Below are 11704 nucleotides of genomic sequence, written 5' to 3'. Positions count from 1 at the left end.
CACAGGCAGTACAACGATCCGCCAGCCTACCCCGCGCGACGCTTCCAGAAGGTCACTGGGGCGAAGCTCGGGGCGAACGTCACAGGGACAAAATCACTGGTGCGGGCGGTGTCCGCAGAGGAGAAAGGCGACCGCGCGTTCGCGCTCGGCCCACACCCGGGTGTCCAACTCGACCGATTGCAGCAGGAGGCACTCGACCCCGTAGCCGCCGTCCTCCAGGGCGGCGCCGATGGCCTCCGCCTCGTCGCGGGTGACGGCGTGGGTGACGATGCGCTCGGGTCGGCGCGCGGCGCACGCGGCGACGACGGGTGCGCCCCCTCCCCCGACCCGGACGACGTCCGGCTCGGGCAGGTCTTCGAGGACCTCGGGGGCGGTGCCCTGGACGACCTGGAGCTGGACGCCGAAGCGGCGGGCGAGGGTGTCGACGCGCTCGCAGGCCTCCGGGTCGCGGTCCACGGCGATGACGGCGGCACCGAACCCGGCGGTCTCGACGGCGGCGGCGCCGCTGCCCGCGCCGATGTCCCAGACCAGGTCGCCGACGCGGGGACCGAGGCGGGCGAGCTGGAAGGAGCGCAGCTGCTGCGACTCGTTCTCGCCGAGGACGGTCGCGTACGCGGGGGCGGGCAGCGCCCAGCCGCGTACGGAGCCGGGGTAGCCGGGGTCGCGCCCGGCGATCCAGCCGCCGCTCTGCAGGGCGCCGCGGGCGGGTCCTGTGGGGGTGCCGGTGCGGACACCGGCGGCGCCGGAGCCGCCGATGACGATGACGACGTTGGGGTCGCGCCAGGTGTGATCGGCGGCCTTGTCGGAGGTCAGCACGGTGACCTGCTCGCGTTCTGTGCCCAGGGCCTCGCAGATGACGAAGGTGCGGTGCACCGGGCCGAGGAGCAGGGCGAGTTCGGCGGGACCGGCGCCGGGCGAGGTGAGGACGGCGACCTTGGTGTGGGCGCGGCAGACGTTGACGGCGCGCCGCAGGTCGCGGCTGTGGGCGACGACGACCTGGGCGTCGTCCCAGGGCATCCCGGCGCGGGCGAACGCGGCGGCGACGGAGGAGACGGCGGGCACGACCTCGACCTCCAGGCCGTGCTCGGGGGCGCGCAGGGCGCGTACGACGCCGAAGAAGCCGGGGTCGCCGTCGGCCAGCACCACGGCCGAGCCGCGGTGCTGGGCGATGCGGCGGGCGGCGAGGTCCACGCTGCCGAGCCGGATGCGCTCGGCGCCGGGCGGGACTTCGGGCAGCGCCAGGTGGTGGGCGGCACCGGCCACGAGGGTGGCGGCGCCGAGGGCGGATCGGGCCACGTCCATGAGCGGGGAGCCGTCCCAACCGATCACCGTGACGCGGTCGGCCATCGTCGTCTGTCTCCCAAATGTGTCGCAGGTCAGTCGCCCCGGGGGTGCTCAGCCCGGAGAGATTACCCCGCCGGGTCCGGGCCACCGGACCGGGGGCAGGGGCGGAGGTGGTGCGCCGGGGGCGCACCGGAGGCGCGGCGCGCCGGGGTTCAGCGCCAGTCGGTGTACTCGGAGTACGTGGGGAAGACGCTGATGCCCTCGGACTCGTCCCGTTGCTCGGGCGCGCCCTCCAGGTCCTCCGGGAGCAGGCTCCAGACGATGAGGTCGGTGCGCAGATCGGTCCAGCCGCCGTCCTCCATCTGGGTGCGCGCTATGTACGCGTTGCGGAGGACGCCTTCGCTGATGCAGCCGACCTTCTGCGCGACCTGCTGCCCGGCGGTGTTCCCGGCGGCGGTACGCAGCTCCAGCCGCTCGAACTTCTGGTCCTGGAACAGCCAGCGGGCGACGGCCAGCACCGACTCCGCCGCATAGCCCTCGCCGCGCGCCCAGGGGGCGGTGATATAGCTGATCTCGGTGCCCAGGACCTTCCAGTCGGTGTTGCGCAGATGCACGATTCCGACGAGCCGCTGGGTGAGGAATTCGGCGACCGCGAAGACGATTCCGCGCCCGGTGGTGCGTTCGGCGGGGGCGAGCCGGAACGCCTGGTCGCGTGCGTCGCGGTGGGTGTACGGATGAGGGGCCCGGCTCCAGGTGATGACGAGTTCGTCGTTCATCATGTCCGTGAGCGCGGGCAGGTCCGCTTCCTCGAACGGGCGCAGCACCAGCCGTTCCGTGCTGATGGAGATGTCCGGGAAAGTGGATGTCATGCGCCGCTCCGTAACCGGGGTCGTTTCAAGGTCGTGGCGAAGAGCCCAGCATGCAGCATCGCTCCTGCTAAATGCAGCACGGGGTGCGGAAACGGAAGGCTCCGCATCCGATTGTCGCCCGGATGCGGAGCCTTGCGTGTTCGGTCGTAGGTTTCTAGAACAACGGGGGTCTAGAACGACGCGAGTACGGATCCGTCGTACTTGTCCTTGATGAACTTCTTCACCTGCGGGGAGGTGAGGAGCTTGGCCAGCTTCTTGATCCGCGGGTCGTCCTCGTTGCCCTTCTTCACGGCGAGGAAGTTGCCGTAGGGGCTGTTGTCCGGGGACTCCAGGATCAGCGCCTCCTTGGCCGGGTTGAGCTTGGCCTGGATGGCGTAATTGCCGTTGATGACGGCGGCGTCCACGTCGTCCAGGGACCTCGGCAGCTGCGGCGCCTCCAGCTCCTTGAACTTCAGGTCCTTGGGGTTCTCCGCGATGTCCTTGGGGGTGGCCTCGGTGCCCGCGCCCTTCTTGAGCTTGATGATGCCGTGGGTGTCCAGCAGCTGGAGCGCCCGGGCCTCGTTCACCGCGTCGTTGGGGACGGCGACGGTGTCGCCCTTCTTGAGGTCGTCGGCCTTCTTCGCCTTGTGCGAGAAGAGGCCGAGCGGCTCCAGGTGCACGGTGACCACGGGCACGATGTCGCCGCCGCGCTTCTTCTTGTAGTCGTCGAGGAACGGCTTGTTCTGGAAGTAGTTGGCGTCGACCGAGCCGTCCTGGGTGGCGGGGTTCAGCGAGTTGTAGTCGGTGAACTCCTTGACCTCCAGCTTGAGACCCTCCTTCTTCGCCAGGTTGTCCTTGACGTAGTTGAGTATCTCGGCGTGCGGGACGGGGTTGGCGCCGACGATCAGCGGGCCGTTCTTGTCGGTGCCGCCCTTGCTCGGCGGGGAGCAGGCGGCCGCACCGGCGGTGAGCGCGGCGGCGGCGAGCAGGGCGGCGGTGGTCTTGATGCTGTTACGCACGAAAAGTGCCTTTCGGGGGACGGAAGTGTCAGGGAGTCTTGGTCAGCCCGGCGGGCTCGTTCGGCTCGGCGGACCCGGTCGCGTCGGTCGTCTCTGCGGGCTGGGCCTCGGCGCTCTCGCCCGTACGGGGGCGCGGCAGCACCAGCCGGGGCGCGGCCGAGGCGGGGTTGCGGTGCGAGAGAACGCGGGCCGCGGCGTCACCGGCGAACTGGATGAGGGAGATCACCACCGCGAGGATGGCCACGGTGACCCACATCAGCTGGGTCTCGAACCGCTGGTAGCCGTAGCGGACGGCGAGGTCGCCGAGGCCGCCCGCGCCGACCGTCCCGGCCATCGCCGAGTAGCCGATGAGCGCGACGATCGTCGTGGTCGCGCTGGAGATCAGCGACGGCAGCGACTCGGGCAGCAGGACCTTGCGTACGACGGTCCAGGTGGACCCGCCCATCGACTGCACGGCCTCCACCAGCCCGCCGTCGACCTCGCGCACCGCGGTCTCCACGAGCCGGGCGTAGAAGGGGATGGCGCCGATCGCGAGCGGCACGATCGCGGCGGCGGGGCCGATGGTGGTGCCCACGATCATCCGGGTGAAGGAGATCAGCGCGACCATGAGGATGATGAACGGCATCGAGCGGGCGATGTTGACGACCTGCCCGACGACCTTGTTCACGACCACGTTCGGCAGCACGCCGCCCCGGTCGGTGAGCACCAGCAGCACGCCGAGCGGCAGGCCGCCGACGATCGCGATGGCCGCCGACCAGCCGACCATCCAGAGCGTCTCCAGACACGCCTGCTCCAACAGGGGCTGCATCTCGGACCAGGTCACTTGGCGCCCTCCTTGAGCACGGCGGTCTGCGTCGCGTCCACATCGGCCACGTCGACCTGGAGGCCCTGCTCCCGCAGGAAGCCGATCGGTACGACGTTCTCGTCGAACGGGCCGGGCAGCTCGATGCGCATCCGGCCGACCTGGGCTCCGCCGACGGTGTCCATCGCGGCGCCGAGGATCGAGATGTCAATGTTGTACGTACGGGAGAGCTGCGAGATCACCGGCTTGGCCGCGGCCTCGCCCTGGAACGTCACGTCCACGACCGTGCGGTCCTCGCCCGAGGGGACTCCGCCGACCGGGAACAGCTCCTGGGCCAGCTGGGAGCCGGGGGTGGCGAGCAGCTCTGTGACCGTGCCGGACTCGACGATCCGCCCGCCGCTCATCAGCGCGGCCGAGTCGCAGATCGTCTTGACGACGTCCATCTCATGCGTGATCAGCAGCACGGTGAGGCCCAGCTGCCGGTTGAGGTCGCGCAGCAGCTGGAGGATCGAGCGGGTGGTCTCGGGGTCGAGCGCGGAGGTCGCCTCGTCGGACAGCAGCACCTTCGGGTCGCCCGCGAGCGCGCGGGCGATGCCGACGCGCTGCTTCTGGCCGCCGGAGAGCTGCGCGGGGTACGCCTTGGCCTTGTCGGCGAGGCCGACCAGGTCCAGCAGCTCCAGGGCCTTGCGGGTGCGCTCCTTGCCGGAGACGCCGAGGATCTCCAGCGGCAGCTCGACGTTGTCGCGCACCGTGCGCGAGGAGAGCAGGTTGAAGTGCTGGAAGACCATGCCGATCCGGCTGCGCGCCTGGCGCAGCGCGGACCCGGCCCGCTGTCCCCGTCCGGCGAGCGCGGTCAGGTCCTGACCGGCCACGGTGACCGTGCCGGACGAGGGGCGCTCCAGGAGGTTGACGCAGCGGATGAGGGTGGACTTACCGGCGCCGCTCTGACCGACGACGCCGTACACCTCACCCTCGCGGACATGCAGATCGACGCCGTCGAGGGCGGTAACCTCGCGGCCTCGTGAGCGGTAGACCTTTGTCAGGTCCGTGGTGGTGATCACAGGGTTTCCGTCACTGTTGAGTGCAGGGCGGTTGTGCCGCCGGGCACGGTTCATTCCTTACGGAAGCGGCGTGGGCGGGCCGAGGGCGTGCGCGGTGTGGGCGCGGGCTCGGGATCCGGTGACGCGGGGCAGGCCTACGTCCGCGCGCGGGCGCGTGGACGTAAGGCGTAGCCGGTCTCCCTTCGGGGCGGGAGGCTCGGGCAGGGGCCCTCAGCGGTCACACATTCGACACCGACAACGAGCACCGGGCGTCATCGTCGCCTCGGTCGCAGGGGTGCGGCAGCTCGTCGTGGTCATGGCCGCCAGTAAACCAGAGACCCTGACGGGCCGATCAAGCATGTCCGTATTGTGGACTTAGATGACCAGTCCGTGGACAGTCGGCGGGTTGCCGGAGGAGGTCGGGGGCTTCCGTCACTCCCCCGCGACGATCTCCACTCCCCCGTCGACGGCCCGCGCCGACACGGCCGACAGGTCCGGCACCACGACGTCGGCGTCCAGCTCGTCCCGGCTGGTCGTTGTGGTCAACGCCACCGTCCGCATCCCGGCGGCGCGGGCGGCGGCGAGCCCGGCCGGGGCGTCCTCGAAGACCACGCAGCGGGCCGGGTCCGCGCCCAGCTTCCCGGCGGCCAGCAGGAAGGGCTCGGGGTCCGGCTTGCCGCGGGTGATGTCGTCCGCGGTGATCAGCAGCCCCGGGCGTATCCCGGCCTCGGCGAGGCGGGCCTCGGCCAGCGCGCGGCCCGCGGAGGTCACCACGGCCCAGCGGTCCTGCTCCAGACCGGACAGCAGGTCGAGGGTGCCGGGCAGCAGCCGCACCCCGCCCGGGACGTCCTCGACCTCCAGCTCGTCGATGCGGCGGCGGGCCTCCGCGACGCGGTCGGCGGGGAGCAGGTCGCCGATGATGTCGGCCGCCGGGCGGCCGTGCAGCTCGACCCGGGCGAACTCCTCCGACACCCCGTACTCCTCGGCCCAGCGGGTCCAGCAGCGGACCACGGACTCCATGGAGGAGACGAGGGTTCCGTCGTTGTCGAACAGCAGCGCGTCAGCGGTGATCTTCATGGGGCGCAGCGTACGGGGCCGATCGCAACGCGGTCATTCGGGCCGATTACAGTCGTCCCATGCTTGTCACCCCCTGTGTGCGGGACCACACCGCGCGGCGGTTTCGCTGGCGGAGGTTCCGTTGATCGACGCGCTGACCGCCGTGCTGGGCGCGACCGCCCTCGCGCTCGCCGCGTGGTGCGGCTTCGCCGCCTACCGTGACCAGCCCACCAAGGACTGGCACTTCATCGGCATGGCCGTGGTGTCCCTGCTGGCGATCGTCCAGCTGATCATCGGGATCGTGCGGCTGGCGCAGGGCGCGGATCCCGATCAGGGCGTGGCGATCTTCATCGCGTATCTGGTCGGCTCGGCGTGCGCCGTGCCCGTCGCGGCGTTCATGTCGCTGGCCGAGCGGACCCGCTGGGGCTCGGCGACGGTCGCGGCGGCGGCGGTGGTGCTGGCGGTGCTGGAGGTACGGCTGTACGACATCTGGGGAGGCGTGGGTGGCTGAGTCAACGGAAACCTCGTCACGCGGCGGGCTCGGGCAGGGGCCCGGTCGCCTGCTGGTGATGCTCTACGGGGTGTTCACGGTGGCCGCGGCGTCGCGCTCGGTCTACCAGCTGATCGCCCAGTTCGACGAGGCGCCGCTGGCGTACGTCCTCTCGGCGGTCTCCGCCGTGGTGTACGCCTTCATCACGGTCTCGCTGGTGCGGGGTGGGGAGGGGGCGCGGAAGGCGGCGATGGTGTGCTGTGGGGCGGAGCTGCTGGGTGTGCTGACGGTAGGCACCTGGACCCTCGCCGACCCGTCCGCCTTTCCCGACCAGACGGTGTGGTCGGACTACGGCATGGGCTACCTGTTCATCCCGATCTTCCTCCCGGTAACGGGCCTGATCTGGCTCCGCCGCGCGCGCCGAGCCGCGTAGCTTTCCCCACCCCGCCCCTTCCCGGGGCCGGGGCTCCGCCCCGGCCCCCGCTCCTCAAACGCCGGAGGGGCTGGAAAGTTGTGGGCAATCGTCCCGCGGAGGGGGCACCTCCCAGCGGTAGCTGGGGGAGGGACGGGTGGGCACAACCCGGCCACCGGGCCGCACCCGGCAACGAAACCCCAGGGCGCAGCCCCCGGGCGGGGCCCGGGGCGCCGCTCCGGGTTCGGGAAGGGGCGGGGTGGGGGCTGATCCGGCGGACGGGCTGGCCCATGGGGCCCAGCCCGTCCGTGTGTGCCGCGCTCGCCGCAGGCGTTACGCGCTGGCGGCGAAAGCCGTGGCCGTGGCGTCCTTCTCCAGGGTGACCAGGCTCAGGCGGCGGTTGACCTCCTGCGTGCCGACCTGCGCGTAGCCGTACTTGCGGTACAGCCGGAGGTTGCCGTCGCTGCGGTGGCCGGTGGCCAGGCGGTAGCGCTTGGCGGCCCGCTCCTCGGCCAGCTGGGCCTCGATCGCCGCGAGCAGGCGCCCGCCGAGGCCGTGGCGCTGCATCCGCGGGTGGACGATGAGCTTGCCGATGGCCGCCGTGCCCGTGTCGTCCACTGCGGCGGCCCGGACCGAGCCGACGACCTCCTCGCCGAGCCGGGCGACCAGCACACAGCCCTTGCCCAGTTCGGCGCGCAGGTCGTCGAGCGTCTGCGTCAGCGGCTCGATGGAGTAGTCGCCGTACAGCTCGGCCTCGCCCTGATAGCACAGGTACTGCAGCTTGAGGATCTGCTCGGCGTCGTCCGCGGTCGCCGCGGAGATGGTCACGCTCATGCCCATGTGCGCATGCCTCCCCTTTTTCTCGGTCCGCCGGCCGCCTGAGGGTAGGTGCGACCGGGGTTCATTGCCTGGATAGGAGGCGCCACCTGGTTGTGGCCGCCTCCCGGGCGCCGATTGTCTAACGCTCCTTTCCCCACGGTTCAGGAGCCGCAACCTCCGCCGTGAGCATTCTGCGCAGGCAACCCAGACATCGGGAACGTACCGGGCCCAGACTGCCCTGTGAGATACCCAACTCACCTGCGATCTGGCGATATGTCAGGTCAGGCCGGGACAGCATCACCCCGAGCACCCGCGGACAGCGCCCCGGTAACCGGCGCACCGCATCGCGCAGCGCGCGCCCCTTCACGGCGGTCAGTGCGGCGTCCTCGGCGGGGCGGGGTTCGGGGCCGCTGGGCGGGCCGTCGCCGACCGGGTCGTACGGGACCTCACGGCGCGCCCGGCGCCGGGCGCCGCGCACCTCGGCGCGGACCGCGCGGCGCAGCCACCGCGCGGGCTGGGGCGGCGGGCCGCTGTCCCGGGTGCGCTCCAGCAGCCGCAGCCAGACGGCCTGCTCCAGCTCGGCGGGCTCGACCCCCGCGCCGTACGCCTCGGCCGCCGCCTCGGCGGCGAGCAGCGGACGCAGTTGCTCCACAAGGTCCATGCCGGGCGGGACGTGGCGCGCTCGGCACCCGGTTGCCGGGGCGCGGGTCTGTCACCCGTCCGGGGAGGCGGCGGGCCGTGGATTGACGGTCCCCGGCCCGCCGAACCCGCCGGACCCCTTACTTGCGGAAGTCCGCCGCCGCGAGCAGCGCGGTGTCCGGGTTGTCGGAGAAGATCCCGTCGATGCCGGTCTCGAAGTACGCCTTGAAGACGCCGAAGGCGTCCCCGTACGCGTTCACGTCGCTACCGCGCCGGAAGTCCACCGGCAGGAACGTGTTCTCGTTGCGCATGGTGTACGGGTGCAGGATCAGCCCGGCCGCGTGGGCGTCCTTGACCACATTCGTCGGCGTGCCGAGCTTGCCGTCGGGCGTGCGCGGGATGATCACCGACAGGTCGGGGCCGATGCCCTGGGCGAAGCTCGCGATCCACTTCAGGCCCTCGGGCTTGACGAGGTCCGCGACCGTACGCGGGTCGTTCGCCTCGACGAAGTCCCACGGGCGGCTGGTCATGGTCGACAGCAGCACGACGGACGGCGTGTCGACCAGCTTGCGCAGCCGCTGGATGCTGCTCGGCTCGAAGGACTGGAGGAAGAGCGCCGCGTCCTTCTTGTGGCGTCCGTACTTACGGAGCAGCTTGGCGACCCGATCCTCCAGCCCGAGGCCGAGCTTACGGAAGTACGTGGGGTGCTTGGTCTCGACGTACAGCCAGACCTTGCGGCCCCGCTTGCGGCCCTCGCGCTCGGCCCACTGGAGCACCTCTTCGAAGGTGGGCACCTCCCAGCGGCCGTCGTAGAGCGTGTTGCGCTGACGGGTGCCGGGGATGCGCTCCTTGGCGCGCAGCGTCTTCAGCTCGGCGAGCGTGAAGTCCTCGGTGAACCAGCCGGTCAGCTTGGTGCCGTCGACCGTCTTGGTGGTCTTGCGGTCGGCGAACTCCGGGTGGGCGGAGACGTCGGTGGTGGCCGTGATGTCGTTCTCGTGACGGCACACCAGATGCCCGTCCTTGGTGGGGACGAGGTCCTGCTCCACGATGTCCGCGCCCATGTCCAGCGCGAGCTGGTACGAGCCGAGCGTGTGCTCGGGGCGGTAGCCCGAGGCGCCCCGGTGGCCGATCACCGTCGGCACCGGCAGCCCGCGCACCGGCCCGGGCTTCCCCCCGGCACCCGCCTCCGCGGCGGCGGCCGTGCCCGCGCCACCCAGGGCCACCGCTCCCGCGCCGAGGGCCGCGGCCCCCAGCAGGGCGCGCCGCCCGGGCTTTTGCTCGCGCTGTTCGCGCTCCATGAGCACTCCTCGCTCTGGTGTCCAGCACCGTCAATTCCTGTCAGAGAACGGGCTGATGGTAGGTGGGTAGGCCTTTCCTACGGGAGACCTGCGGCGAAACGCGTGGGAAACGGGTGTCAACACTGCGTATCAGGTGGGTGAACCCGGTGTGCGGGGTGACATGACCGGCGAGTATCGTCCTCATCGGCGTTTCTGTGCGGTACCGGGTTGACGGACCGTACGGCGGGACGCCCCCGACCTTGACCCCGACCGGAGGGCCCGTTGTCCCGTTTCGTGTTCCTGAAGGCAGTACTCGGTCCGCTGATGCGCCTGATGTTCCGTCCACGGGTCGAGGGCGTGGAGCGCATTCCCGGCTCCGGTCCGGTGATCCTCGCCGGGAACCACCTCACGTTCATCGACTCGTTCGTGCTGCCGCTCGTCTGTGACCGTCAGGTCTTCTTCATCGGCAAGGACGAGTACGTGACCGGCAAGGGCCTCAAGGGCCGCCTGATGGCCTGGTTCTTCACCGGCGTCGGCATGATCCCGGTCGACCGGGACGGCGGGCACGGCGGCGTCGCCGCGCTGATGACCGGGCGCCGGGTGCTGGAGGAGGGCCGGGTCTTCGGCATCTACCCCGAGGGCACCCGCTCCCCCGACGGCCGCCTCTACCGTGGCCGCACCGGTATCGCCCGGCTCACCCTGATGACCGGCGCGCCGGTGGTGCCGTTCGCGATGATCGGCACCGACCGGCTCCAGCCGGGCGGCAAGGGGCTGCCGCGGCCCGGCCGGGTGGTGGTGCGGTTCGGTGAACCGCTGGAGTTCACCCGCTACGAGGGCATGGACCGCGACCGGTACGTGCTGCGGGCGGTGACCGACGAGGTCATGAGCGAGGTCATGCGGCTCTCCGGGCAGGAGTACGTGGACATCTACGCGACGAAGGCGAAGGCGGCGGCCTGAAGCGGGCGGGGCGTGTGAGGTGGGCGGAAGCTGACATCGAAGTGTCAGCTTCTGCCCTTCTTCTGTCTGTTCCGGTCATTGGCCTGTCACCGTCGGTAGGGCGTCCCGATGTACTGGTCTCGCGCCCGGGACGGCCACTACCGTGCCGCGGGTGACGACAATGACCGTGCCCTCCCCCGACTTCGTGTCCCTCCGCGGTCGTCGGTTCGCCGTCACCGACTTCGGCGGACCGGGCACCCCGGTCCTCGCCCTGCACGGGCACTTCGGCCGCGGCCGGATGTACGCCCCGCTGGCCGCCGCCCTGGCCCCCGCGTACCGGGTGATAGCGCTCGACCAGCGGGGGCACGGGCTGACCGGGGGCGGCGGGCCGTTCACCCTGGACGAGTACGTCGCCGACGCGGCCGCCCTGCTGGACGAGCTGCGCCGTCCGGGTCCGGTGCCGGTCGTCGCCCACTCGACGGGCGCGGTCGCCGCGTACGCGCTCGCCGCGCGGCATCCGGAGCTGGTGAGCGCCCTCGTCGTCGAGGACATCGGCGCGGTGACGGACCGTCCGGTGGTCGCCCACCCCGTGCTCGACGTCTCCGGCTGGCCGACCTGGGCCGCCGACCGGGAGGGGCTGCGCGCCCAGATCGAGTCCCGTGGCATCCACGACGCGTCGTACTTCCTCGACAGCGCGGAGCGGGATCGGGCGACGGGTGGGTGGCGCCTGCTGTTCGAACCCGCGCACATGATGGCCTCGCAGGAGGCCATGCGGGGCGATTTCTGGGCGGAGTGGCTGGGGTCGGCGTGTCCTGCGCTGCTGATGCACGGCGAGCACTCTTCGCTGCTGCCGCAGGGGCATGCGCGGGAGATGGCTCGGCGGCGGCCGCGTACGACGTTGCGGGAGTTCGCGGGGTGTGGGCATTGGATTCACGATGACGCGCCGAAGGAGTACGCGTGGGCGGTGGGGCGCTTCCTGGATTCGCTGGCGGCGGACGACGCGTAGCGGATCCCTGACCGGGGGTTTGTCCCCACCCCGCCCCTTCCCGAACCGGGGCGCTGCCCCGGGGTCGGGGAGGGGC

13 protein-coding genes are annotated in these 11704 nt (G+C 71.4%); 4 read left to right on the top strand and 9 right to left on the bottom strand.

Features of this window, described 5'->3' with window-relative positions; genetic code table 11:
- Positions 1 to 93: 93 nt before the first annotated feature.
- The 6 genes from cbiE to ACFV9T_RS37765 form a co-directional block, all read right to left on the bottom strand.
- The gene (cbiE, locus tag ACFV9T_RS37790; RefSeq protein ID WP_385447141.1) at positions 94 to 1347 is read right to left on the bottom strand and encodes a precorrin-6y C5,15-methyltransferase (decarboxylating) subunit CbiE; all 1254 of its coding nucleotides are present in this window, start codon (positions 1345 to 1347) and stop codon (positions 94 to 96) included.
- 149 nt (positions 1348 to 1496) lie between these two features.
- Positions 1497 to 2153, bottom strand: a complete 657-nt coding sequence (locus tag ACFV9T_RS37785) for a GNAT family N-acetyltransferase (protein ID WP_385447139.1) — start codon at positions 2151 to 2153, stop codon at positions 1497 to 1499.
- Positions 2154 to 2323: 170 nt separating this feature from the next.
- Complete coding sequence (locus ACFV9T_RS37780; RefSeq protein ID WP_385447137.1) at positions 2324 to 3151, bottom strand: MetQ/NlpA family ABC transporter substrate-binding protein; 828 nt, start codon at positions 3149 to 3151, stop codon at positions 2324 to 2326.
- 28 nt (positions 3152 to 3179) lie between these two features.
- Positions 3180 to 3974 (bottom strand): methionine ABC transporter permease, encoded by a 795-nt coding sequence (locus ACFV9T_RS37775; protein ID WP_385447135.1) that lies wholly within the window; start codon positions 3972 to 3974, stop codon positions 3180 to 3182.
- On the bottom strand, positions 3971 to 5014 hold the full coding sequence (locus ACFV9T_RS37770) for a methionine ABC transporter ATP-binding protein (protein WP_385447133.1): 1044 nt from the start codon (positions 5012 to 5014) through the stop codon (positions 3971 to 3973). Before ACFV9T_RS37770 ends, ACFV9T_RS37775 begins: the two co-directional genes overlap by 4 nt.
- Before the next feature lie 411 nt (positions 5015 to 5425).
- On the bottom strand, positions 5426 to 6070 hold the full coding sequence (locus ACFV9T_RS37765) for an HAD-IA family hydrolase (protein WP_385447131.1): 645 nt from the start codon (positions 6068 to 6070) through the stop codon (positions 5426 to 5428).
- 121 nt (positions 6071 to 6191) lie between these two features.
- On the opposite strand from ACFV9T_RS37765, the gene ACFV9T_RS37760 reads away from it, so the two are divergent.
- Both ACFV9T_RS37760 and ACFV9T_RS37755 read left to right on the top strand, forming a co-directional pair.
- Entirely contained in the window at positions 6192 to 6560 is a 369-nt protein-coding gene (locus tag ACFV9T_RS37760) for a hypothetical protein (RefSeq protein WP_385447129.1), read from the top strand.
- Entirely contained in the window at positions 6553 to 6972 is a 420-nt protein-coding gene (locus ACFV9T_RS37755; RefSeq protein ID WP_385447127.1) for a hypothetical protein, read from the top strand. Before ACFV9T_RS37760 ends, ACFV9T_RS37755 begins: the two co-directional genes overlap by 8 nt.
- Positions 6973 to 7284: 312 nt before the next feature.
- On the opposite strand, the gene ACFV9T_RS37750 is transcribed toward ACFV9T_RS37755, so the two are convergent.
- From ACFV9T_RS37750 to ACFV9T_RS37740, 3 genes are all read right to left on the bottom strand, one after another.
- Complete coding sequence (locus ACFV9T_RS37750) at positions 7285 to 7791, bottom strand: GNAT family N-acetyltransferase (protein ID WP_385447126.1); 507 nt, start codon at positions 7789 to 7791, stop codon at positions 7285 to 7287.
- Positions 7792 to 7909: 118 nt separating this feature from the next.
- Positions 7910 to 8431: a sigma-70 family RNA polymerase sigma factor gene (locus ACFV9T_RS37745; RefSeq protein WP_385447124.1), complete on the bottom strand. Its 522-nt coding sequence runs from the start codon at positions 8429 to 8431 to the stop codon at positions 7910 to 7912.
- Positions 8432 to 8549: 118 nt separating this feature from the next.
- Entirely contained in the window at positions 8550 to 9707 is a 1158-nt protein-coding gene (locus ACFV9T_RS37740) for a glycerophosphodiester phosphodiesterase (protein WP_385447123.1), read from the bottom strand.
- Between the two features lie 303 nt (positions 9708 to 10010).
- Between ACFV9T_RS37740 and ACFV9T_RS37735 the strand changes: the two genes are divergently transcribed.
- Both ACFV9T_RS37735 and ACFV9T_RS37730 read left to right on the top strand, forming a co-directional pair.
- Complete coding sequence (locus tag ACFV9T_RS37735; protein ID WP_385447199.1) at positions 10011 to 10643, top strand: lysophospholipid acyltransferase family protein; 633 nt, start codon at positions 10011 to 10013, stop codon at positions 10641 to 10643.
- Between the two features lie 160 nt (positions 10644 to 10803).
- Positions 10804 to 11628, top strand: coding sequence for an alpha/beta fold hydrolase (locus tag ACFV9T_RS37730; protein ID WP_385447197.1), 825 nt, complete (start codon positions 10804 to 10806; stop codon positions 11626 to 11628).
- Positions 11629 to 11704: the final 76 nt, after the last annotated feature.

Origin of the sequence: Streptomyces sp. NPDC059850, from assembly GCF_042731515.1 — a bacterium.
Classification (GTDB): Bacteria; Actinomycetota; Actinomycetes; order Streptomycetales; family Streptomycetaceae; genus Streptomyces.
Note: the sequence above shows the minus strand (reverse complement) of the source record. Positions and strands in the feature narration are given on the sequence as shown.